Here is a 21,093-nt window from a genome sequence, read left to right on the forward strand (position 1 = left end):
GCACATGCGTTGCGCTCAGACTGATTGCCGGCGCATTACCAATTTGTAATGGGACGAAGTGGCTTATCGGCCTAGGCTATGTGCCTGTGCTGGAGGACTTGATGCGTATCCTGGTTGTTGAAGACGAAGTGAAGACGGCGGATTACCTGCGCAAGGGCCTGGGTGAGTCCGGCTATCTGGTCGAGGTCGCCTTGAATGGACTGGATGGTCAGCACCTGGCGCAGGAAAGCGAGTTTGATCTGATCATCCTCGACGTCATGCTGCCTGGGCTGGACGGCTGGCAATTGCTGCAGATCATCCGGCGAAAATCGCAAACGCCTGTGCTCTTTCTGACGGCGCGAGATGCCATCGAAGACCGCGTCAAAGGGCTGGAACTGGGGGCCGATGATTACCTGATCAAACCGTTCTCCTACGCAGAGTTGCTGGCTCGCGTGCGCACCTTGTTGCGCCGCGGGCCACCCCGAGAAGTGGAGCAGTTTCAGGTGGCCGATCTGCATCTGGATTTGCTGAAACGCAGGGTCACTCGCAGTGGCGAGCGCTTGACACTCACCAACAAGGAGTTCGCGCTGCTGCACCTTTTGCTCAGCCGCGAGGGTGAGGTTCTGTCACGAGCGCTGATTGCCTCGCACGTCTGGCAGATGAATTTTGATAGCGATACCAATGTCGTGGACGTCGCTATTCGGCGCCTGCGGGCCAAGGTTGATGACCCGTATCCGATCAAGCTGATTCACACCGTGCGTGGCATGGGCTACATGCTGGAGGCCCAGACATGAGTCTTTGGCCGCGCACATTGAGCCTGCGCCTGGCACTGATGTTCGCCCTGGTCAGCTCGCTGCTGCTGGGCTCGGTGGGGCTCTACCTGTATCAGTCGTTGCAGCGCGAAATCGCCTGGCGTGATGACCAGGCGCTGCTTGGCCGGCTGCAACGCATGCAGGCGCTTATCGGTGACAGTGAGAGTATCGACTCACTGCGCACCCGCCCCCAGCTATACGAAAACATGCTGGGTAATCGCGATAGCCTGCTGTGGATTCTCGACAACACAGGGCAGCGCCTGATCGAAATCAACCCGCTGGCCCTGCCATTACCGAGCCTCTCATCGACGTCCGCGCCAAGGCTTGCAGATAGTGCGGACAATCCAGCGCTACGCCTTGCCTGGGTCGATATACCGAGTGCCGAGAGCCGCCTTACCCTGATTGCCGGCAAGTACCTCGGCGAACGCGAGCAGATGCTCAGTGCCTATCGCTGGAAAGTTCTGCTGGCCGTGACGGTGGGTGCGTTGTTGGCGTTTCTGCTCGGCTGGCTGGTGAGCCAGCGTGGTCTTAAGCCTGTGCGTCAACTGGCGAAACGCGCCGCCACCATTGATGTGCAGCACCTGCATGTACGCCTGGAGCCGTTCCAGGATGTCAGCGAGTTGACTGCGCTGAGCCATGCACTCAATCAAATGCTTGAACGCCTTGAACAGGGCTTCGCCCAGCTTTCGCGCTTCTCTGAAGACCTCGCGCACGAGATGCGCACGCCACTGAGCAACCTGATGGGACAAACCCAGCAGGCGCTTGATCGCAGTCGCTCGACCGAGGAATACCAGAATCTGCTGGCCTCCAATCAGGAGGAGTACGAACGCCTGGCCCGGATGATCGACAGCATGCTGTTTCTGGCCCGTACCGAGCAGCCTGGGTCGTCGATAAAACGCGAATCTGTTGATCTGCAGAGCCTGGTTGGGCAGCTCTGCGAATATTTCGAAGGGATGGCGCAGGAGCGCGGCATCGAACTGATCAATACGGCCAACGACACGCTGAACGCTGACCCCGAGCTGCTGCGGCGGGCGCTGGCCAACCTGCTAGCAAATGCGCTGCGTTATGGCGCGCCTGATACACCGGTGACGATCCGTTCCTTACACACTCCCAAAGGGCTTGAAGTCAGTGTGCATAACCAGGGTGAGGTGATTGCTGCCGAACACCTGCCGCATCTTTTCGAGCGGTTTTATCGCTGTGACCCTTCGCGCAACCAGCCCGATGATTCGGGTGGGCTTGGGTTGGCCATCGTGCGCTCAATCATGCAAGCCCATGGGGGAAAAGTCAGTGTTACCAGTAGCCATTCAGGTACGGATTTCATGCTGTTTTTCCCGATAGATTTAGCTGAGTGATTGAACGCTCTGCCCGCCTCGCCTTGTAACGGCGCCCGCCTGCTGTCGCGAAGGCAGTCGCCTCGCCGAACGGCGCTGGGCTTCCTCGTGGCCCGGCGATAGGATGCTTATCAGGCTCGAAACAATCGATGACGAGGGAATGGCTTTGCGCCTCGACGACACCTGCTGATTCGGGGGTTCAGAGGGCATCAAAGCCAACTTCAAGGAGTAGCCGCTTGGCCAAGAGCGTTGTGACATGCGAGTGCGCACAGGTTGCCATCGAGCTCGATGGTGCGCCATTCATCTCCACCGAATGCCATTGCACCAGTTGCCGCGAAGCGGCGGCACGCCTTGAGCAGCTGCCGCTTGCGCGGCCGATGCTCGAGGGCAATGCGGGCACGCAGTTCGTGCTCTATCGCAAGGACAGGGTCCAAATCCTGCGTGGTCAGCATCTTCTGGAGGCGTTCCGGCTCGGGCCCAAAGCCCCAACACGCCGGGTAATCAGCCGGTGCTGCAACAGCCCGGTCTTTCTCGAATTCCAGAGCGGCCACTGGCTCAGCCTGTATTCGAGCCTATGGCCCGAAGAGACACGGCCAAAGCCGCAACTGCGTACGATGACCGGCGACCGAACAGACCAGGCGGCGCTCGACGATGCTGTTCCAGCGGGCCCCCTGCAAACCTGGCGATTCTATGCAAAGCTGTTAGGCGCCTGGATTGCCATGGGCTTCAAATCGCCGAAGATCTGCATTGGCGAGGAAACCGAGCGTGGTAAAACAACCGGCACGTAGAGCGAACCGGAACGCCGGCCGCTCGTAGCGCCAGCGAACAGTCCGCCGGCCAGTACAAACGGCGTACTGCTTCGCTGCCGACTGGTACGCCCTAGCAGCCTCTCCCCCAAATCACCGGCACACCGCCGCAGCCGGCACTCTGGCGCGCCAGGCAAACCCCAGCACCATCAGCAGCCCCAATGCTGCCATCGCGGCACCGGCCAGGGAGATCGCCGGGTAGCCCAGCCCGGCGCTGATCACCGCGCCGCCCACGGCTGCGCCGATGGCATTGCCCAGGTTGAAGGCGCCGATATTCACCGCCGAGGCCAGGTTGGGGGCGGCCTTGGCGGCTTCCATCACGCGCATCTGCAAAGGCGGCACGATGGCAAAGCTGGCGATGCCCCAGATGAGGATGGCCACGGCGGCCGGCAGCGGCCAACGCATCAGCACGGTAAAGGCAAGCAGCACCAGGATCAGCGCACTCAGCGAGGCGATCAGGGTGCGGTCGATGGAGCGGTCCGCCGCCTTGCCGCCCCACATGTTGCCCAGGGTCAGGCCCACGCCGTAGAGCACCAGCATGGCGGTGATGAAGCCCGTGGAGGCATGGGTCTGGGTGCTGAGGATCGGTGCGATGTAGGTGAACACGGTGAACATCGCACTGGAGCCGACCACGGTCAGTGCCAGCGCCGCCAGCACCGGGCCACGGCCCAACACGCGGATTTCGGCGAGCACGCCATCGCTCTTCGGCAGCTCGACGTTGGGCAAGGCGAACCACAGCGCGAGCATGGTGATCACCCCCAGGCCGGCAATGCCCCAGAACGCCGTGCGCCAACCGAGCAGCTCACCGAACCAGGCAGCCAGCGGCACGCCGCCGATGGTCGCCAGGGTCAGGCCCATGAACATCGCCGCCACCGCGCCGGCGCGTTTGTCCGGTGCGACCAGGCTGGCAGCGACCACCGAGCCGACGCCAAAGAAGGCGCCGTGGTTGAGCGAGGTGACTACCCGGGCGACCAGCAGGCTGGTGTAGTCGGTGGCCAGGGCGGACATCAGGTTGCCAAGGGTGAAGATGGCCATCAGCCCGATCAGCAGGTAGCGCCGGGGAATCTTGCCGGTGGTCAGGGTCATCAGCGGCGCGCCGATCAGCACACCGATGGCATAGGCGCTGACCAACAGGCCAGCGGCGGGAATCGACACGCCAAGGTCACTGGCGATGCCGGGCAACATGCCCATGGGGGCGAACTCGGTAACGCCGATGCCGAAGGCACCGGTGGCGAGCGCGACGAGGGGTGGATTGATACGCATGAGAGGCTCCTTATCTATGCCGCAAATGCTACGATCCCGATCTCACGGGCGGTAGACCGCTTTCCTGGCAAACACCTTTGCTGCAGAGGCACAAATGGACGTAGGCGGCCGATCAGGCGAGATGGAGGTGCTGGTGCGTGTGGCGCAGGAAGGCAGCCTGTCGGCGGCGGCGCGCACCCTGGGCATGACGCCCTCGGCGGTCAGCCGCATCATCGCCCGCACCGAGCAGCGCCTGGGCACCCGTTTGCTGCTGCGCACCACGCGAGCGATCACCTTCACGGCCGAAGGCGAGGCGTATCTGCGCGGCGCCCGGCGCATCCTCGCCGACCTGGCCGAGGTCGAGGACGCCATCACCGACCAGAGCGTGCCCAAGGGGCGCATCCGGGTCAGCGCCGCGCTCGGGCACGGCAGGCAAGCCATCGTGCCGCTGGTGGCGGCCTTCAGTGCGCGCTACCCGAATATCGTCGTCGACCTGACCCTGGGCGATGAGGTGGTGGATATTCTTGGCGGCCAGGCCGATGTGGCGGTGCGTTTCGGCCCACTGCCGGACAGCCCGCTGACCGCCCGCAAGATCGGCGACACCGGCCAGGTGGTGGTGGCCTCGCCTGATTACCTGGCGCGCCACGGCACGCCCCAGGCACCGGAAGACCTGCTACAGCACAACTGCCTGCGCTTCAACTTCCGCCGCGCCGAGCCCAACTGGCCGTTCTTGCGCGACGGCGAGGTGTTCTCCCTGAAGGTCTGCGGCAACATCGAATGCAGCAGCGGCGAGGCCCTGGCGCAACTGGCCCGGGTCGGCGCCGGCATCGCCCGGATTGGCGCCTTTACCGTCAATGACGACATCGGGCGCGGCGACCTGGTGCAGCTGCTCGAAACCTACAACCCCGGCGAGCGAGAACCGATTCACGCGGTATTCGTCGGCGGCCCGACCATGCCGGCGCGGGTGCGGTTGTTCGTGGATTTTCTGCTCGAGCATCATCGGCTGTAAGCGCAGAACTGACCGTTCCTCACGCTTCGCGTGAGAATGCCTTCTAGGACGCATCGGCCCATACGGGAGCGGGCGGAGCGCCTTGAGCCGAGCGATTCGGCTGATGGCTGCACCACCCTTGTGGGAGCGCGCCATGCGCGCGAAATCACCGGCATGGCCCGTTCCCACAGACCGTACGGTGGATCACGCTCTAATGATTCAGCGCCACAACCACCCCATGGTGGACGAATAAAGCGTCGTCCACCCTACTTGCTGCGCGAAACCTACAACCCCGGCGGGCGATAACCGATTCACGCTATCTGGCTGACGGGTACAGCACCTATTGTGGGAGCGCGCCATGGGCGCGAAATCACGGGCATGGCCCGTTCCCACAGACCGTATGGTGGAGCACGCTCTAATGATTCAGCGCCACAACCAAGCTCCAGCCGGACGGGCTCCCAGTGCCCTGCCGCTCAGCGACTCAAGCTAAACGCAAACAGCAGATACAGCCCGAACGCCACCACTGGCAGCAGGTGCCAGAGGTTGGACAACCACGCCGTCGAGTTCAGGTAGCCGACCACCAGCAGACCGGCGGTGGCCAGGGAGATCCCGGGGAGCAGCAGCATCAGGGTCGCCAGCAGGCGGTCCTGGAACGGCGTCAGTTCGCTTTGGTTGGCGATGGCCGCAGCGGAGAACACCACGATCAGGCCTTGCAGGCCCGCGAAGGTGATCTGGGCGAGCACGCCGATGATCAATGCCGTAAGCGACATGATTGATTCCTTTCATTCACCTGGTTGCAGGTTGGCCAGCAGCTTGCCGGTGAGCGCATGCAACTGCTGTTTTTCCTCGTCACTGAGGGCGGCCAGAACGCGCTGCAGGTTAGCAACGTGGGCGGTGAGCATGTTGTCGATCAGTTCAAAGCCCGCTGGCGTCAGCGCCACCAGGATGCCGCGGCGGTCGGAGGGATGCTTGCGCCGTTCGATCAGCCCGGCTTTTTCCAGGCGGTCGATGCGGCTGGTCATGCCGCCGGAGGAGATCATTGCGCTTTCGTACAGCGCCGTGGGCATCAGCGCGTAGGGCTCGCCGGCGCGGCGCAGGGTGGCGAGCAGGTCGAATTCACCGGCCTGCAAGCCGTGCGCGGCGAAGAACGGCAACAGGTGATCACGGCTGATCACCTGGCTCAGCTCGCCGAGGCGGCCAATCACCGCCATGGCAAAGCCGTCCAGATCCGGGCGTTGCTCACGCCACTGTTCGGCGGCCAGGTGTGCTCGATCGTGCATGTCGGCCTCGATTTATCTTGCTATCAAGATACTTTTCAAAAAGAATGTTTGCATCCTAGCGTATCCAGTCCAAGGAGGCACCTGCATGTCGGGCACCGCGCATCGACCCGTTTTGGCCCTGGCCCTGCTGTTCACCGTCGGCGCGCTGATGGGGCTCACCAGCATTCTGGTCAAGCTGGCCGGCAGCGCTGGCTGGCAGCCGATGGCCTATCTGTTGTGGGGCCTGCTTGGCGGCGGCCTGCTGCTGTTGCTGTTCGCCTGGTGGCGTGGCGAGCGGCCAGGCATGAGCCTGCCGCAACAACGCTATTACCTCGCCTCAGGCCTGCTCAGCATCGCCGTGCCGAACGGCTTGCTGTTCAGCGCCATCGGCCATGTCGGCGCCGGTTTCGCCTCGATGTGCCTGGCCTTCCCGCCGCTGTTCACCTACCTGCTGGCCCTGGCGCTGCGCATGGAGGCGCTCAGCCGGATTCGCCTGCTGGGCATCTGCATCGGCCTGTCCGGCAGCCTGCTGCTGGCCCTGGGCAAACTGCACGGTGGCGACAGCCCGGCCCTGTGGGTAGTGGCCGCGCTGTGCGTGCCGGTGTTCCTGGCCCTGGGCAATATCTACCGCGCCCGCTACTGGCCCAGTGGCGCCACACCGCTGTCGCTGGCGCCCGGCATGCTGCTGGGCGGCGCGGTGCTGCTGGGGCTCACGGCGCTGCTCGGTGTGGACTTCTCGCCCCAGCTGAGCAGCGCCATGGCCGTCGGCCTGATGCTGGTGCAGATGCTGTTGTTCGCGGCAGTCTATGCGCTGTTCTTCATCCTGCAGAAGCTGGCGGGTACGGTTTTTCTCAGCCAGATCGGCTCGGTGGCGGCGATCACCGGCGCGGCCATGGCCATCGGCCTGCTTGGCGAACAGGCCAGCCTGAGCCTGGCGCTGGCGGCGCTGTGCATCGTCGTCGGGGTATTGCTGGTGGCCTGGCGCGGCGCCCAGGAGAAGGCGCAATGAAACGGCAAACCCTGCTATTGCTGGCGATCATCCTCTTGGGCCTGAACCTGCGCCCGGTGCTCGCGGCGGTGGGCCCGCTGCTCGACCGCATCCAGCTGGACACCCAGCTGGGGCACGTGGGCGCCAGCCTGCTGACCAGCCTGCCGATCGTGATCATGGGCCTTGGCGCCCTGGCCGCCACCTTTCTACGCGAGCGGCTCGGCGAGCGACGCGGCATCTGGCTTGGCGCCCTGCTGATCGCCCTGGCCTGCCTGGCCCGTGGTTTGCTGCCCAGCGCCACGCCGTTGCTGATCAGCGCCCTGCTGGCCGGCGCCGGCATCGCCTTCGTGCAGGCGTTGCTGCCGGGTTTGATCAAGGCGCGCTTCAGCCATGACGCGGGCCGGCTGATCGGCTTCTACAGCTGCGCGATCATGGGCGGCGCGGCCTTTGGTGCGGCGCTCACCCCCTGGCTGGCGCAGTGGCTGGGCTGGGCCTGGGCGCTGGCGGCCTGGGCGGTGCCGGCCATCGTCGCCTGCCTGGTATGGCGCCGCGCCGCACCAGCGGATGACGCCCGGACCGGCAGCGCCGCAGCATCGCTCAACCCCTGGCGCTCGCCGCGCGCCTGGCTGCTGATGGCCTTTTTCGGGGTCGGCACGGCGGGTTATACGCTGGTGCTGGCCTGGCTGCCGCCCTACTACACCTCGCTGGGCTGGAGCGCCGAGGCCAGCGGCCTGCTGCTGGCCGCCCTGACGCTCTGTGAAGTGGCAGCCGGCCTGGTGGCCTCGAGCCTGCTGGCGCGCTGCCCGGACCGCCGGGTGCTATTGGCTGTCGTGCTGGTGTGCCTGTTGCTCGGGCTGATCGCCCTGGTGCTTGCGCCGCTGGCACTGGTGGTGGTGATCTGCGTGCTGATCGGCATCGGGATCGGCGCGCTGTTTCCGCTGTCGCTGGTGGTCGCCCAGGATCACCTCGATGACCCACGCCAGACCGGCGACCTGCTGGCCTTCGTGCAGGGTGGCGGCTACCTGATTGCCGCCACCTCGCCCCTGCTCGCCGGCCTGCTGCGCCAGTACACCAACGACCTGCGCCTGAGCTGGCTGATGATGGCCGCCGCCACGCTGGTGCTGATGCTCATGGCAACGCGTTTCAAGCCGGGCAGCGGGCATTTCCATACCCACTGACACGACTTAGAGCGGACCGGTACGCCCGTGGCTGAGGGGTTACTGTGCTTCGCGCAGGTAGGCGACCACGGCGGCTTCGTCGCCGGCGAAGACGATGCGCTCGGCCTTGCTGTCGCGCTGGTAGGCGTACATGGGGTCGTAGTACTCGCGCAGCAACCCGGCGATCCAGTCGCGGTGCAGTGCCACGTCGCCGCTGGCTTGCTGGGCCGCGAGCGCGTCGACCATGATCGCCCGCAGGCGCTGGTGGCGTTCGCCGCCCAGGCGCTTGTGGATGTTGTCCAGGCTCTGCAGCAGGCGCGCGGCGAACAGCTCGAAGCCCTGGTTTTCACCATTGGTGGCGATGAATTCGGCGCACAGGTCGATCACGTAGTCGCGCAGGATGCGCTCCACACGCCCCTCGAAGCTGTCTTCCAGCCACACCAGCGGGTAGCCCTGCATGCCGTGATACAGCGACAACGGCACATTGCAGCTGCCGACGATGCGCCCCTCGTCTTCGAGTACGAAGCGCTCGATGCCCGCCGCGCGCTTGCGCAGGATGTCCACGGCCAGGGCATTCTCGAAATCGATCTGTGCCGGCTGGCCGGTGGCGCGCTTGCCGAAGCTGGAGCCGCGGTGGTTGGCGTGGCCTTCCAGGTCCAGGGCATCGGGCAGCTGGGCCAGCACGTCGGTCTTGCCGGTGCCGGTCATGCCGCCGACCACCACGAAACGGCACTGCGCCACGGCCTCTTCCAGGGTGTCGAGTAGAAAGGTGCGCATCGCCTTGTAGCCGCCGGTGATGCGCGGGTAATCGATGCCCGCCTCGCGTAGCCACTGCTGGACGATCTGCGAGCGCAGGCCGCCGCGAAAGCAGTACAGGTAGCCGTTCGGGTTGGCGCGGGCGAAGGCCGCCCAGGCCTCGACCCGCTCGGCCTTGGTCTGCCCGCCGACCAGTTGGTGACCCAGCTTGATGGCGGCCTCCTGGCCGTGCTGCTTGTAGCAGGTACCGACCTTCTGGCGTTCCAGGTCGGTCATCAGCGGCAGGTTGACCACGCCGGGAAACGCACCCTTGGTGAATTCCACCGGTGCACGGGTATCCATCATCGGCACGCCGTCGAGAAACAAGGCACGGAAGTCGCGGGCGTCTTCGCGCATCAGAACACCTCGACGGCGTGACGCTGTCGCTCCACCAGCACGCCGATGGGCGCCAGGTGCAGGCCCAGTTCGGCGGCCACGGCGAGAAACTCGGCCTCGCCCTGCTCGCTGACGGCGATCAGCAGGCCGCCGCTGGTCTGCGGGTCGCAGAGCAGGTCGCGCTGGCTGTCGCTCAGGGCCGCGATGCGCTCGCCGTAGCTGTCGAAGTTGCGCAGCGTGCCGCCGGGCACGCAGCCTTCGGCCAGGTAATGCTCAACGCCCGGCAGGCGCGGCACCGCGGCGTAGTCCAGGCGCGCGGTGAGGCTGGCACCGTCGGCCATTTCCACCAGGTGGCCGAGCAGCCCGAAGCCGGTGACGTCGGTCATCGCGTTGACCCCGGCCAGCTTGCCGAAACGGCTGCCCGGCTTGTTCAGGGTGCACATCCAGTCGCGGGCCAGGCCGACATCCTCGGCGCGCAGCTTGGCCTTCTTCTCGGCGGTGGTGAGGATGCCGATGCCCAGCGGCTTGGTCAGGTACAGGGTGTCGCCGGCCCTGGCGGTGTCGTTGCGCTTCATGTGCTGCTTGTTCACCACACCGGTCACCGCCAGGCCGAAGATCGGCTCGGGGGCGTCGATGGAGTGCCCGCCAGCCAGCGGGATGCCGGCGGCGTCGCACACCGCGCGGCCACCACGGATCACCTCGCGGGCGACTTCCGGCGGCAGCAGGTTGACCGGCCAACCGAGGATGGCGATGGCCATCAGCGGGTCGCCGCCCATGGCGTAGATATCGCTGATCGCGTTGGTGGCGGCGATGCGGCCGAAGTCGAAGGGGTCATCGACGATGGGCATGAAGAAGTCGGTGGTCGACACCACGCCGCGCTCTTCGTCGAGCGCATACACCGCCGCGTCATCACGCGAGGCATTGCCCACCCACAGCTTGGGGTCGAGGTTCTGGGCGCCGCTGCCCGCCAGGATCACCTCCAGCACCTTGGGGGAAATCTTGCAGCCGCAGCCGGCACCGTGGCTGTACTGGGTCAGGCGGATCGGCTCACTCATGGCAACGCTCTCATCAACGGACTCTCATCAACGGAAAACCAGGCGGCGGATTATAGGGGCTGTGGCCATTTCATTCACGGCCGCGCGTCTTCGGGCCGCCCAGGTTGCACGATGAAACGACGACAGGCCCCGGCAAAGCTGGTCTTTCTCGCGCCGCCTCCTATAATCGCCGCGCTATTCCCTTGCAGCGCCCGCCATGGCGCCTGCTGCCGTTTTTTCCGCTATTGAACCGGAGAACTCCATGCTCAAGCGCACCCTGTCGCTGGTCGCCGGCCTTGCCCTGTCCGCCGCCGCCCTCACCGCCCATGCCGCCGAAACCCTGCGCGTCTCGGCGATTCCCGATGAAGCCCCCACCGAGCTGCTGCGCAAGTTCAAGCCGCTGGGCGCCTACCTGGAGCAACAGCTGGGCATGAAGGTCGAGTTCGTGCCGGTGGCCGACTACCCGGCCGTGGTCGAGGCCCTGGCCACCGATCGCCTGGACATGGCCTGGCTGGGCGGCTTCACCTTCGTGCAGGTGAACCTGAAGACCGGCAACGCGATGCCCCTGGTGCAGCGCGAGCAGGATGCCGCCTTCACCAGTACCTTCATCAGCGCCGACCCGCAGGTCAAATCGCTCAAGGACCTGAAGGGCAAGACCTTCGCCTTCGGCTCGATTTCGTCCACCTCCGGCAGCCTGATGCCGCGTTACTTCATGCTGCAGGACGGCATCAAGCCGGAAAGCTATTTCAGCCGCGTCGCCTACTCCGGCGCCCATGACGCCACCGCGGCCTGGGTCCAGGCCGGCAAGGTCGACGCCGGGGTGCTGAACTCCAGCGTGTGGGACAAGCTGGTCAACAGCGGCAAGGTCGACACCACCAAGGTCAAGGTATTCGCCACCACGCCGACCTACTTCGACTACAACTGGACGGTGCGCGGCACCCTCGACCCGGCGCTGGCCGAGAAGATCAAGCAGGCGTTCCTGGCCCTCGACCCGGCCAACCCGGAGCACAAGGCGATTCTCGACCTGCAGGCGGCCAGCCGCTTCATCGAGACCAAGCCGGAGAACTACAAGGGCATCGAAGAGGCTGCCCGCGCTGCCGACCTGCTGAAATGAGCCTGTGCCTGACCGCCGTCGGGCTCACGCACGGCAATGGCGTGCAGGCGCTGCAAGGCATCGACCTGCAGGTCGCACAGGGTGAACGGGTGGCGATCATCGGCCCGTCCGGCGCTGGCAAGTCGAGCCTGCTCAACCTGCTGGCCACCGCCCTGGCGCCCAGCGAGGGCGAGCTGCAGGTGCTGGGCGAACGCCCGTGGCAGCTGTCCGGCCGCCAGCGCCAACGCCTGCGTACGCGCATCGGCCTGATCCACCAGGCGCCGCCGTTGCCGCTGCGCCAGCGGGTGGTCACCGCCGTGCTGGCCGGCCGGCTGGGCCAGTGGAGCCTGGCCAGGAGCCTGGTCAACCTGCTGCACCCACTGGACATTCCCGGCGCCCGGGCGCAGCTCGACAAGCTGGACCTGGGCGACAAGCTGTTCGCCCGCTGCGGCCAGCTCTCCGGCGGCCAGCTGCAGCGCGTCGGCATCGCCCGCGCGCTATATCAGGGCCCGCAACTGCTGCTCGCCGACGAGCCGGTGTCGGCGATGGATCCGCGCCTGGCCGACCACACCCTGTCGCTGCTGGTCAACCATGCCGCGGCTGGCGGGGTGACACTGGTCGCCAGCCTGCACACGGTGGAGCTGGCCCTGGCGCACTTTCCACGCATCGTCGGCGTGCGTGACGGGCGTATCGCTTTCGACCTGCCAGCCAGTGAGGTCGACCCCGAACGCCTGCAGGCCCTGTACGCCAACGAGCAACTGAGCCCGGCCCACGTTGCTGAGCCCCTGCCGGGGGCCTGGGCTGCGCGATGCTGAACCGCGATTATCGCGACCCCGCTGCCCTGCCCCGCCTGGCGTTGGCGCTGCTGGCCATCGCCCTGCTGTGGCCGGGCATGCGCCTGGCCGAGCTGGACCTGGGCGTGCTGCTGCGCCCGGATAGCGCCCAGTCCATGGGCGGCTTCCTCAAGGACTTCTGGCCGCCGGCCCATGACGGCGACTTCCTCACCCTGCTGCTGGACGCCACCCTGCAGACCCTGGCCATCGCCACCGCCGGCATGGCCCTGGCGCTGCTGCTGGCGGTGCCGGCGAGCCTGCTGGCCAGCCGCGCCCTGTCGCTCACGGCGGCTTCGCGCGGCGGCCAACCGAGTGTGCTCGGCAGGTGGCTGCGCTGGCCGGTGCGCGGTGTGCTGATCGTGCTGCGCAGCGTGCCGGAAATCGTCTGGGCGCTATTGTTCGTGCGCGCCGTTGGCCTGGGGCCGACCGCCGGGGTGCTGGCCATCGCCATCACTTATGCAGGCATGCTCGGCAAGGTCTACGCGGAAATCTTCGAGTCGGTAGACCAGCGCCCGGTGTACGCCCTGCTGCACAGCGGCAGCGGGCGCCTGGCCGCCTTCGCCTATGGTGTGCTGCCGGCCGCCGCCGCGGAGCTGACTTCCTACACGGTGTACCGCTGGGAATGCGCGGTGCGCGCCTCGGTGGTAATGGGCTTCGTCGGTGCCGGTGGCCTGGGCCAGCAGATCGACCTGTCGATGCGCATGTTCGCCGGCGCCGAAGTGGCCAGCATGCTGCTGACCTTCCTGGTGCTGGTGCTGCTGGCTGACCAACTCAGCCGCCTGCTGCGCGCGAGGTTCACATGAGGCGCCTGGGCAACCTGCTACTTCTGCTGGGCATCGCTGCGGCGGTGGTCGGCTCGTTCGTCTATCTCGGGCTGGACCTGGCCGGCCTGTTCGGCGCCGACAGCCTCGGGCAGATGGGCAGCTACGCGGCGCGCTTTCTCAGCCCCGACTTCAGCGCCAGCCACCTGCAGGCCACCGCCCACGGCGCCCTGGAAACCCTGGCCATGTCGGCCATCGGTACCCTGCTTGCCGCCATCCTCGGCCTGCTGTTGGCGCTGCCGGCGGCCGGTCGCCTGGGCGCCCTCGCCCAGGCTGCCACACGGCTGCTGCTCAACGCCCTGCGCGCGATTCCCGAACTGGTGTGGGCGGTACTGATGGTGCTGGCTGCCGGCCTGGGGCCGAATGCCGGCACCCTGGCGCTGGCGCTGCACACCGCGGGCGTGCTCGGCCGGCTGTTCGCCGAAGCCCTGGAGAACACCCCACCGGAGCCGGCCAATGCCATTCGCCTGCAGGGCGGCGGCGCCTGGGCCGCGTTCTGCTACGCCACCCTGCCGGCGCTGTGGCCGCAATTGCTGGCCTACAGCCTGTACCGCTGGGAGAACAACATCCGCATGGCGGCGATCATGGGTTTCGTCGGCGCCGGCGGTCTGGGGCAGATGCTCTATGTCAGCCTTAGCCTGTTCCAGGAAGCCCAGGCCGCCACTGTGATCCTCGCCATGTTGCTGCTGGTGCTGGCGGTGGACGCCTTCAGCGGCTGGACGCGGCAGCGCTGGGTGCGCAATTAATCCGGGAGCGCCACGGCCATGCCCGCGGTCAGATGCGCTCTGCAGCCCTGATTTCGAGACTCGTCCATGTCCGTACCCCGCATTGGCTTCGCCTGCCAGTACCGCCACCCCGACCGCAGCCTGCCGGCCGGCGAGCTGAAAACCATCGAGGCGGCCTACAACCCGCGCACCACCACCCTGCGCTGGATGGACAGCGTCAGCCAGGCGGTGGCCTACGCCAAGCTGGGCGAGATCGTCGAGCACAACCTGCAGGCCCAGCTGCGCCTGCTCACCTACGTTGCCACCCTGCCCAAGCCCCTGCAGATGCTGCGCCTGAGCAGTGACCTGCTGCCGTTCTACAGCCACTCGAAGGTTGCCGCCTTCTATCAGCGGCCCGAAATGGAGCAACGCCTGATCGACGGGTTCGCGGCGATTGGCGAGGTGGCGCGCGCCACCAACATCCGCCTGTCCATGCACCCCGGCCAGTACTGCGTGCTGGGCTCGGACCGCCCGGACGTGGTGGAGAACAGCCTCGCCGAGTTCGAGTACCACGCCGACATGATCCGCATGATGGGCTACGGCCGCACCTTCCAGGACTTCAAGTGCAACCTGCATATCGCCGGCAAGCTCGGTGGCGATGGCATCCGCGCGGTGTGGCCGCGGCTGTCCCATGAAGCGCGCCAGTGCATCACCTTCGAGAACGACGAAAAGACCTACGGCGTGGATGCCTGCCTGGCACTGGCCGATCTCGCCCCCGTGGTGCTCGACGTGCACCATTGCTGGATTCACGAGGACGCCTACATCGACCCGCACAGCGAGCGCGTGGCGCGGATCATCGACAGCTGGCGCGGTGTGCGACCGACCATGCACCTGTCGCAACCCCAGGAGCGCCTGCAGGAGCTGGGCCTGAGCACCGAGCAGAAGCTGGAGATGCCCGAGGTGCTCAAGGTTGCGCCCAAGCGCGAGCTGTACGGCCACAGCGCGCGGATGTGGAACCACTGGACCAACGGGTACGTGCTGCAGTTTCTCGATCGCTTCGACATCATGTTCGAAGCCAAGGACAAGAACCTGGCGACCCTGGAGTTCTACGAGCGCTACCTGAAGAGCGCCTGACGGGTAGGGAGTGGAAACTGCCCGATCCCCACAACGCAGAAGGCCCTGCAACGCAGGGCCTTCTGGTACAGCGCGACGCTTACTTCTTGCCGAGTTTCTTCAGCTCTTCGTCACGCAGCTCGCGGCGCAGGATCTTGCCGACGTTGGTGGTCGGCAGGCTCTCTCGGAACTCGACCTGCTTGGGTCGTTTGTAGCCGGTGAGGTTGTCGTGCATGTGCTGCATGACCTGTTCCTTGGTCAGGGTCATGCCCGGCTTGACCACCACGAACACCTTGATCGACTCGCCCGAGCGCTCGTCCGGCACGCCGATGGCCGCGCACTGCAGCACGCCCGGCAGGGTCACCAGCACTTCTTCCAGCTCGTTCGGGTAGACGTTGAAGCCGGACACCAGAATCATGTCCTTCTTGCGGTCGACGATACGGATATAGCCGTCGGGCTGGATGATGCCGATGTCGCCGGTCTTGAACCAGCCGTTGGCATCGATCACTTCATCGGTGGCTTCCTGGCGCTGCCAGTAGCCCTTCATCACCTGCGGGCCCTTGATGCACAGCTCGCCGGTTTCGCCCATGGCCAGGTCGTTGCCCTGGTCATCGATGACCTTGAACAGGGTCGACGGTACCGGGATGCCGATGGTGCCCATCTGGTTGCAGGTGACCGGGTTGACCGAGGCCACCGGGCTGGTTTCGGTCAGGCCGTAGCCTTCGCAAATGGCGCAGCCGGTGACCTGCTTCCAGCGCTCGGCGGCCGCCTGCTGCAGCGCCATGCCGCCGGACAGGGTGACCTTGAGCTTGGAGAAGTCGAGCTTCTGGAAGCCCTCGTGGTTGCTCAGCGCCACGAACAGGGTGTTGAGGCCGACGAAACCGCTGAACTGGAACCTGGACAGATCCTTGACCAGCGCCGGCAGGTCACGCGGGTTGGTGATCAGGATGTTGTGGTTGCCGCAGTGCATCATCGCCATGCAGTGAAAGGTGAAGGCGTAGATGTGGTACAGCGGCAGCGGCGCGACGATGATTTCGCTGCCCTCGCCCAGGTTCGAGCCCATCAGCTCGCGGCACTGCAGCATGTTGGCGATCAGGTTGCGGTGGGTGAGCATGGCGCCCTTGGCGACGCCGGTGGTGCCGCCGGTGTACTGCAGCACGGCAACGTCCTCGGCGCCTGGGTTGGCTTCGCTGACCGCCTTGCCACGGCCCTGGCTCAGGGCGTCGGTAAACTTGATGGCAGCCGGCAGGTTGTAGGCCGGCACCATCTTCTTCACGTACTTGACCACGGCATTGACCAGCAAACGCTTGAGCGGCGGCAGCAGGTCGCCGACCTCGGTGACGATCACCGTCTTCACGCCGGTCTTGGGCACCACCTGCTCGGCCAGGTGCGCCATGTTGGCCAGGCACACCAGCGCCTTGGCGCCGGAGTCGTTGAACTGGTGTTCCATTTCCCGCGCGGTGTACAGCGGGTTGGTGTTGACCACCACCAGGCCGGCACGCATGGCGCCGAACACCACCACCGGGTATTGCAGAACGTTGGGCAGTTGCACGGCGATGCGGTCGCCGGGCTTGAGATCGGTGTGCTGCTGCAGGTAGGCCGCGAAGTGGCCGGCCAACTCGTACAGCTGGCCGTAGTTGATCGTCTTGCCCAGGTTGGTAAACGCGGGCTTGTCGGCGAAACGCTGGCAGGACTGCTTCAGCACCGCCTGAACGTTGGGGTACTGGTCGGGATCGATCTCGGCCGCGACCCCCTCGGGATATTTGTCCGTCCAGAAGTTTTCGGTCATGGACACCCACTCCTAAGCAACAGCTTATCGTCACCGCCAAAGGCGGTTGTTTGTTGTATGTATGCCTGGCTGTTCGCCCCTGAGGAGCGCAAAGCGGGCCGAGATTAGCAGAGTTGCCGGATACCGACCACAGCTTGAAAAGGCTGACCAGTATCGAAAGTGACCAATTACAAAATAATGGTCACAAGCTGTTTAACGCGCGAAATTGACTGGCAGGCGACGTCGAACGGCAGGCAACGCCCATGATAGACGCCTGCGTGCTTTCCTGCAGAAGGACTTTGCGGCCGGCGGGTGGTCGCCGAGCTTAGTGGCGTGAGGCGCTCACGCCTGTAGCCGGGGTCGAGCGCAGCGTCCCCCGGAAGCGGCCCTGGGTAGCGCTGCGCTCAACACCAGGCTACCCGTTCGAGAAGGCGCCATCTGCCACCAAGCAAAAGGCCCCGCAATGCAGGGCCCTTGTGGTCGAATCATGCAGCGGGCTAGGTCTTGCCAAGCGCCTTCAACTCTTCATCGCGCAGTTCGCGGCGCAGGATCTTGCCGACGTTGGTCATGGGCAGCGACTCCCTGAACACGATCTGCCGCGGCACCTTGTAGGCGGTGAAGTTTTCCTTGCAGTAGGCCTTGAGCTCCTCGGCGGTGAGGCTTTCGTCGCGCTTGACCACGAACAGCTTCACCGCCTCGCCGGATTTCTCGTCCGGCACGCCGATGGCTGCGCAACTGGCCACCTTGCTGTGGGCCATCACCACGTCCTCGATCTCGTTGGGGTACACGTTGAAGCCGGAGACGATGATCATGTCCTTCTTGCGGTCGACGATGCGCACGAAGCCGTCTTCGTCGATCACCGCGATATCGCCGGACTTGAACCAGCCCTCGGCGTCCAGCGCCTCGGCGGTGGCCTCCGGGCGATTCCAGTAACCCTTCATCACCTGCGGGCCCTTGATGCACAGCTCGCCGCGCTCGCCCAGGGGCAGTTCGTTGCCGTCATCATCGATGACCTTGAACGCCGTGCCCGGCACCGGAATGCCAACGGTGCCAAGGCGCGCCAGGTCGCCACTGGGGTTGGCGCTGGCGATCGGCGAGGTTTCGGTGAGCCCGTAGCCCTCCACCACTGTGCAGCCGGTCAGGCGCTGCCAGCGCTCGGCAGTGGCCTTGACCAGCGCCGTGCCGCCGGAGTTGGTGACCTTGAGGTGGCTGAAGTCGAGCTTGTCGAAATCCGGGTGATCCATCAGCGCCACGAACAGGGTGTTGAGGCCCAGCAGGGCGGAAAACTGCCACTTGCCCAGTTCCTTGACGAAACCGGGAATGTCCCGCGGGTTGGTGATCAGCACGTTGTGGTTGCCGTTGACCATCATGCACATGCAATTCATGGTGAAGGCATAGATGTGGTACAGCGGCAGCGGCGCGATCATCACCTCCTGGCCAGGCTTCATCAGCGGCGTGCCGTCGGGGCCGTGCTGCAGCATGCAGGCGTTGGCCTGCAGCATGTTGGCGATCAGGTTGGCGTGGGTGAGCATGGTGCCCTTGGCCACCCCGGTGGTGCCGCCGGTGTACTGCAGCACGGCGATATCGCCTTGCGCCACACTGACCGGGCGCAGGCCGAGCCGCGCGCCATCGGCCAGTACTTGCTTGAACGCCAGCGCCTGGGGCAGGTGGTAGGCGGGCACCATCTTCTTGACCCTCTTCACCACGGTGTTGACCAGCCAGCCCTTGAGGCTGGGCAGCATGTCGCCCATGCGTGCTTCGATCAGGTACTCGATCGGGCTGTCGGGCAGCACCTCCTGCACCAGCTTGCCGAACATGTTCAGGTACACCAGGGCCCGCACCCCGGCATCCTTGAACTGGTGGCGCATCTCGCGGGCGGTGTACAGCGGGTTGGTGTTGACCACGATCAACCCGGCGCGCATCGCCCCGAACACGGCAATCGGGTACTGCAGCACGTTGGGCATCTGCACGGCGATGCGGTCACCGGGCTTGAGGTCGGTGCGCTGCTGCAGGTAGGCGGCGAAGGCGGCGGACAGCCTGTCCAGCTCGCCGTAGGTCAGCGTTCTGCCCAGATTGCTGAACGCGGGGCGGTCGGCGAAGGTCTTGCAGGAGCGTTCGAATACCTCGACCACCGACTGGTAGGCGTCCATGTCGATGTCGTTGGCCACGCCAGGGGCGCGTTTGTCGTTCCAGAAATCGGGCTGCATTGTTGTTATCCCTTGTTTTCCGACGGTGCGTGAGGTCACTCGAACGAACTTAGCAGCCGGCCACGGCCTGGCAAAGCCACAATCAATACCGTGAATTTCAGCACCTGCAGGGTCTACAATGCTCGGTATCCGCCGGCTATCAGGCTGTTGCAAAACTACCTGGGTTGCCGTTGTATCGTTAGAACAGGCTCAACATGCTCATTTACAGCTTGTAAACTCCGCCTTTTCGCCTGTTTCTGCCTCGCATCGGCGGCCTCGCCTACGTTTTTCAACGGCCTGCAAAGGGACTTTGCCATGCAGCACCACAGCGTCTGGCTCGACAGCAGTGATGGCGTGCCGCTGTACGTCAACCACTGGCACGCCCGGCAAGAGCCCAGGGCCGTGGTGATGCTCGCCCACGGCATGGCCGAGCACAGTGGCCGCTATGCACGTTTTGGCGAGGCACTGGTCGCCGCCGGCTTCGAGCTCTACGCACTCGACCACCGCGGCCACGGGCAGACGGCGCAACACGGCCTGCTCGGCCATTTCGCCGACGAGAACGGCTGGAATCATGTGGTCGGCGACCTCTCCACGCTCAATCACCATATTCGCCACCAGCGGCCGCAAACGCCGATCATCCTGTTTGGCCACAGCATGGGCAGCTTCATCACCACCGCCTACCTGATGCACCACAGCAGCAGCGTGCAGGGCGCCATCCTCAGCGGCTCCAACTACGGCAAGCCGGGCACTTACCGGGCGGCAGCGCTGGTTGCCCGCTTCGAGCGCTGGCGCCAGGGCGCGACCGGGCGTAGTGCGCTGCTCGAGCGGCTCTCGTTCGGCGCCTTCAACAAGGCCTTTGCACCGGCGCGCACGCCGTTCGACTGGCTCAGCCGTGACAACGGCGAAGTCGACCGCTACATTGCTGACCCCCTGTGCGGTTTTCGCTGCACCAACCAGTTGTGGCTCGACCTGCTGGAGGGGCTGCAGCGCATCACCCCGCGCGCCTCGCTGAAACAGATCGCCCCGCAGTTGCCGATCCTGATCATCGGTGGCGACCAGGACCCGGTCAGCCAGGGCGACGGTCTGCAACGCCTGGCCGATGCGCTGACCCAGGCCGGACACAGCCGCACGACATTGAAACGCTATCCACAGGCCCGCCACGAACTGCTCAACGAGCTGAACCATGACGAGGTCACCCGCGACCTGATCGACTGGCTGGAACAGGTGCTCTCGCAGCCCCAGCAGCGACCATTACATTCTCAGGAACCCCATCCATGACGCAAAGCAGCAACACGCCTTACGAAGCCCTCGAAGTCGGCCAGACCGCCAGCTATAGCAAGACCGTGGAAGAACGCGACATCCTGCTGTTCGCTGCCGTTTCCGGTGACCACAACCCGGTGCACCTGGACGCCGAATACGCTGCCACCACCATGTTCAAGGAGCGCATCGCCCACGGCATGTTCAGCGGCGCGCTGATCAGTGCGGCAGTGGCCTGCACCCTGCCCGGCCCGGGCACCATCTACGTGGGCCAGCAGATGAGTTTCCAGAAGCCGGTCAAACTCGGCGACACCCTGACCGTACGCCTGGAAATTCTCGAGAAGCTGCCGAAATTCCGCGTGCGCATCGCCACCCGCGTGTTCAACCAGCACGACGACCTGGTGGTCGACGGCGAAGCTGAAATCATCGCGCCACGCAAGGCCCTTACCGTCGAGCTGGCCACCCTGCCGCCGATCAGCATCGGCTGATTTTTTTGCAGCCTTAGAACCTGTTCACGATCTCTAGCTGGACGTAGGGTGGACAACGCTTTTTTGTCCACCATTACAAGTGCGAAACGGTGGACGGATGAAG

Annotated in this window: 20 protein-coding genes; 13 read left to right on the forward strand and 7 right to left on the reverse strand. The window is 65.3% G+C overall.

What is annotated here, in order from left to right:
* The first annotated feature begins 101 nt into the window (after positions 1 to 101).
* The 3 genes from QYS36_RS10635 (at position 102) to QYS36_RS10645 (ending at position 2,910) form a co-directional block, all read left to right on the forward strand.
* The gene (locus QYS36_RS10635) at positions 102 to 773 is read left to right on the forward strand and encodes a heavy metal response regulator transcription factor (protein WP_308839450.1); all 672 of its coding nucleotides are present in this window, start codon (positions 102 to 104) and stop codon (positions 771 to 773) included.
* Entirely contained in the window at positions 770 to 2,143 is a 1,374-nt protein-coding gene (locus QYS36_RS10640) for a heavy metal sensor histidine kinase (protein ID WP_308839451.1), read from the forward strand. Before QYS36_RS10635 ends, QYS36_RS10640 begins: the two co-directional genes overlap by 4 nt.
* 215 nt (positions 2,144 to 2,358) lie before the next feature.
* The gene (locus tag QYS36_RS10645) at positions 2,359 to 2,910 is read left to right on the forward strand and encodes a hypothetical protein (RefSeq protein WP_308839452.1); all 552 of its coding nucleotides are present in this window, start codon (positions 2,359 to 2,361) and stop codon (positions 2,908 to 2,910) included.
* 111 nt (positions 2,911 to 3,021) lie between these two features.
* On the opposite strand, the gene QYS36_RS10650 is transcribed toward QYS36_RS10645, so the two are convergent.
* Positions 3,022 to 4,191, reverse strand: coding sequence for an MFS transporter (locus QYS36_RS10650; protein ID WP_308839453.1), 1,170 nt, complete (start codon positions 4,189 to 4,191; stop codon positions 3,022 to 3,024).
* 94 nt (positions 4,192 to 4,285) lie between these two features.
* Here QYS36_RS10650 and QYS36_RS10655 point away from each other — a divergent pair, with 94 nt between their 5' ends.
* Complete coding sequence (locus QYS36_RS10655) at positions 4,286 to 5,179, forward strand: LysR family transcriptional regulator (RefSeq protein WP_308839454.1); 894 nt, start codon at positions 4,286 to 4,288, stop codon at positions 5,177 to 5,179.
* 452 nt (positions 5,180 to 5,631) lie between these two features.
* Here QYS36_RS10655 and QYS36_RS10660 read toward each other — a convergent pair whose 3' ends face one another.
* Both QYS36_RS10660 and QYS36_RS10665 read right to left on the reverse strand, forming a co-directional pair.
* Positions 5,632 to 5,928: a hypothetical protein gene (locus QYS36_RS10660; RefSeq protein ID WP_308839455.1), complete on the reverse strand. Its 297-nt coding sequence runs from the start codon at positions 5,926 to 5,928 to the stop codon at positions 5,632 to 5,634.
* Between the two features lie 12 nt (positions 5,929 to 5,940).
* A complete protein-coding gene (locus QYS36_RS10665; protein ID WP_308839456.1) occupies positions 5,941 to 6,438 on the reverse strand; it encodes a MarR family transcriptional regulator in 498 nt (165 codons plus the stop codon).
* 85 nt (positions 6,439 to 6,523) lie between these two features.
* Between QYS36_RS10665 and QYS36_RS10670 the strand changes: the two genes are divergently transcribed.
* The gene (locus tag QYS36_RS10670) at positions 6,524 to 7,426 is read left to right on the forward strand and encodes a DMT family transporter (RefSeq protein ID WP_308839457.1); all 903 of its coding nucleotides are present in this window, start codon (positions 6,524 to 6,526) and stop codon (positions 7,424 to 7,426) included.
* A complete protein-coding gene (locus QYS36_RS10675; protein WP_308839458.1) occupies positions 7,423 to 8,583 on the forward strand; it encodes a cyanate transporter in 1,161 nt (386 codons plus the stop codon). Before QYS36_RS10670 ends, QYS36_RS10675 begins: the two co-directional genes overlap by 4 nt.
* A 39-nt stretch (positions 8,584 to 8,622) precedes the next feature.
* Here the strand turns inward: QYS36_RS10675 and mnmH are convergent, their stop codons facing one another.
* Positions 8,623 to 9,714, reverse strand: a complete 1,092-nt coding sequence (gene mnmH / locus QYS36_RS10680) for a tRNA 2-selenouridine(34) synthase MnmH (RefSeq protein WP_308839459.1) — start codon at positions 9,712 to 9,714, stop codon at positions 8,623 to 8,625.
* Positions 9,714 to 10,748: a selenide, water dikinase SelD gene (gene selD, locus QYS36_RS10685; RefSeq protein WP_308839460.1), complete on the reverse strand. Its 1,035-nt coding sequence runs from the start codon at positions 10,746 to 10,748 to the stop codon at positions 9,714 to 9,716. The genes mnmH and selD overlap by 1 nt, the downstream gene beginning before the upstream one ends.
* 241 nt (positions 10,749 to 10,989) lie before the next feature.
* Here selD and QYS36_RS10690 point away from each other — a divergent pair, with 241 nt between their 5' ends.
* The 5 genes from QYS36_RS10690 to QYS36_RS10710 all read left to right on the forward strand — a co-directional run bounded on the left by QYS36_RS10690 (position 10,990) and on the right by QYS36_RS10710 (position 15,312).
* Positions 10,990 to 11,841: a putative selenate ABC transporter substrate-binding protein gene (locus tag QYS36_RS10690; protein ID WP_308839461.1), complete on the forward strand. Its 852-nt coding sequence runs from the start codon at positions 10,990 to 10,992 to the stop codon at positions 11,839 to 11,841.
* Positions 11,838 to 12,635: an ATP-binding cassette domain-containing protein gene (locus tag QYS36_RS10695; protein WP_308839462.1), complete on the forward strand. Its 798-nt coding sequence runs from the start codon at positions 11,838 to 11,840 to the stop codon at positions 12,633 to 12,635. The genes QYS36_RS10690 and QYS36_RS10695 overlap by 4 nt, the downstream gene beginning before the upstream one ends.
* Positions 12,629 to 13,456 carry an ABC transporter permease gene (locus tag QYS36_RS10700; protein WP_308839463.1) on the forward strand — a complete coding sequence of 276 codons (828 nt, stop codon included), beginning with the start codon at positions 12,629 to 12,631 and terminating at the stop codon, positions 13,454 to 13,456. Before QYS36_RS10695 ends, QYS36_RS10700 begins: the two co-directional genes overlap by 7 nt.
* Positions 13,453 to 14,220 carry a phosphonate ABC transporter, permease protein PhnE gene (phnE, locus tag QYS36_RS10705; RefSeq protein ID WP_308839464.1) on the forward strand — a complete coding sequence of 256 codons (768 nt, stop codon included), beginning with the start codon at positions 13,453 to 13,455 and terminating at the stop codon, positions 14,218 to 14,220. The genes QYS36_RS10700 and phnE overlap by 4 nt, the downstream gene beginning before the upstream one ends.
* A gap of 66 nt (positions 14,221 to 14,286) precedes the next feature.
* Complete coding sequence (locus QYS36_RS10710) at positions 14,287 to 15,312, forward strand: UV damage endonuclease UvsE (RefSeq protein ID WP_308839465.1); 1,026 nt, start codon at positions 14,287 to 14,289, stop codon at positions 15,310 to 15,312.
* A gap of 79 nt (positions 15,313 to 15,391) precedes the next feature.
* Here the strand turns inward: QYS36_RS10710 and fadD1 are convergent, their stop codons facing one another.
* Together fadD1 and fadD2 are read right to left on the reverse strand one after the other, a co-directional pair.
* Entirely contained in the window at positions 15,392 to 17,080 is a 1,689-nt protein-coding gene (gene fadD1, locus QYS36_RS10715; RefSeq protein ID WP_308839466.1) for a long-chain-fatty-acid--CoA ligase FadD1, read from the reverse strand.
* Positions 17,081 to 17,556: 476 nt separating this feature from the next.
* Positions 17,557 to 19,266: a long-chain-fatty-acid--CoA ligase FadD2 gene (gene fadD2 / locus QYS36_RS10720; RefSeq protein ID WP_308839467.1), complete on the reverse strand. Its 1,710-nt coding sequence runs from the start codon at positions 19,264 to 19,266 to the stop codon at positions 17,557 to 17,559.
* 294 nt (positions 19,267 to 19,560) lie between these two features.
* Between fadD2 and QYS36_RS10725 the strand changes: the two genes are divergently transcribed.
* Together QYS36_RS10725 and QYS36_RS10730 are read left to right on the forward strand one after the other, a co-directional pair.
* Entirely contained in the window at positions 19,561 to 20,523 is a 963-nt protein-coding gene (locus QYS36_RS10725) for an alpha/beta hydrolase (RefSeq protein ID WP_308839468.1), read from the forward strand.
* Positions 20,520 to 20,990, forward strand: coding sequence for a MaoC family dehydratase (locus tag QYS36_RS10730; protein ID WP_308839469.1), 471 nt, complete (start codon positions 20,520 to 20,522; stop codon positions 20,988 to 20,990). The genes QYS36_RS10725 and QYS36_RS10730 overlap by 4 nt, the downstream gene beginning before the upstream one ends.
* The last annotated feature ends 103 nt before the right edge of the window (positions 20,991 to 21,093 follow it).

This window comes from Pseudomonas sp. G34, assembly GCF_031119625.1.
Taxonomy (GTDB): Bacteria; Pseudomonadota; Gammaproteobacteria; order Pseudomonadales; family Pseudomonadaceae; genus Aquipseudomonas.

Bases quoted from the DNA above. Each gene is read 5' to 3' on its own strand.
- QYS36_RS10635 (WP_308839450.1), top strand. From the start codon at position 102: ATGCGTATCCTGGTTGTTGAAGACGAAGTGAAGACGGCGGATTACCTG.
- QYS36_RS10640 (WP_308839451.1), top strand. From the start codon at position 770: ATGAGTCTTTGGCCGCGCACATTGAGCCTGCGCCTGGCACTGATGTTC.
- QYS36_RS10650 (WP_308839453.1), bottom strand. From the start codon at position 4,191: ATGCGTATCAATCCACCCCTCGTCGCGCTCGCCACCGGTGCCTTCGGC.
- QYS36_RS10655 (WP_308839454.1), top strand. From the start codon at position 4,286: ATGGACGTAGGCGGCCGATCAGGCGAGATGGAGGTGCTGGTGCGTGTG.
- QYS36_RS10660 (WP_308839455.1), bottom strand. From the start codon at position 5,928: ATGTCGCTTACGGCATTGATCATCGGCGTGCTCGCCCAGATCACCTTC.
- QYS36_RS10665 (WP_308839456.1), bottom strand. From the start codon at position 6,438: ATGCACGATCGAGCACACCTGGCCGCCGAACAGTGGCGTGAGCAACGC.
- QYS36_RS10670 (WP_308839457.1), top strand. From the start codon at position 6,524: ATGTCGGGCACCGCGCATCGACCCGTTTTGGCCCTGGCCCTGCTGTTC.
- QYS36_RS10675 (WP_308839458.1), top strand. From the start codon at position 7,423: ATGAAACGGCAAACCCTGCTATTGCTGGCGATCATCCTCTTGGGCCTG.
- mnmH (WP_308839459.1), bottom strand. From the start codon at position 9,714: ATGCGCGAAGACGCCCGCGACTTCCGTGCCTTGTTTCTCGACGGCGTG.
- selD (WP_308839460.1), bottom strand. From the start codon at position 10,748: ATGAGTGAGCCGATCCGCCTGACCCAGTACAGCCACGGTGCCGGCTGC.
- QYS36_RS10690 (WP_308839461.1), top strand. From the start codon at position 10,990: ATGCTCAAGCGCACCCTGTCGCTGGTCGCCGGCCTTGCCCTGTCCGCC.
- QYS36_RS10695 (WP_308839462.1), top strand. From the start codon at position 11,838: ATGAGCCTGTGCCTGACCGCCGTCGGGCTCACGCACGGCAATGGCGTG.
- QYS36_RS10700 (WP_308839463.1), top strand. From the start codon at position 12,629: ATGCTGAACCGCGATTATCGCGACCCCGCTGCCCTGCCCCGCCTGGCG.
- phnE (WP_308839464.1), top strand. From the start codon at position 13,453: ATGAGGCGCCTGGGCAACCTGCTACTTCTGCTGGGCATCGCTGCGGCG.
- QYS36_RS10710 (WP_308839465.1), top strand. From the start codon at position 14,287: ATGTCCGTACCCCGCATTGGCTTCGCCTGCCAGTACCGCCACCCCGAC.
- fadD1 (WP_308839466.1), bottom strand. From the start codon at position 17,080: ATGACCGAAAACTTCTGGACGGACAAATATCCCGAGGGGGTCGCGGCC.
- fadD2 (WP_308839467.1), bottom strand. From the start codon at position 19,266: ATGCAGCCCGATTTCTGGAACGACAAACGCGCCCCTGGCGTGGCCAAC.
- QYS36_RS10725 (WP_308839468.1), top strand. From the start codon at position 19,561: ATGCAGCACCACAGCGTCTGGCTCGACAGCAGTGATGGCGTGCCGCTG.
- QYS36_RS10730 (WP_308839469.1), top strand. From the start codon at position 20,520: ATGACGCAAAGCAGCAACACGCCTTACGAAGCCCTCGAAGTCGGCCAG.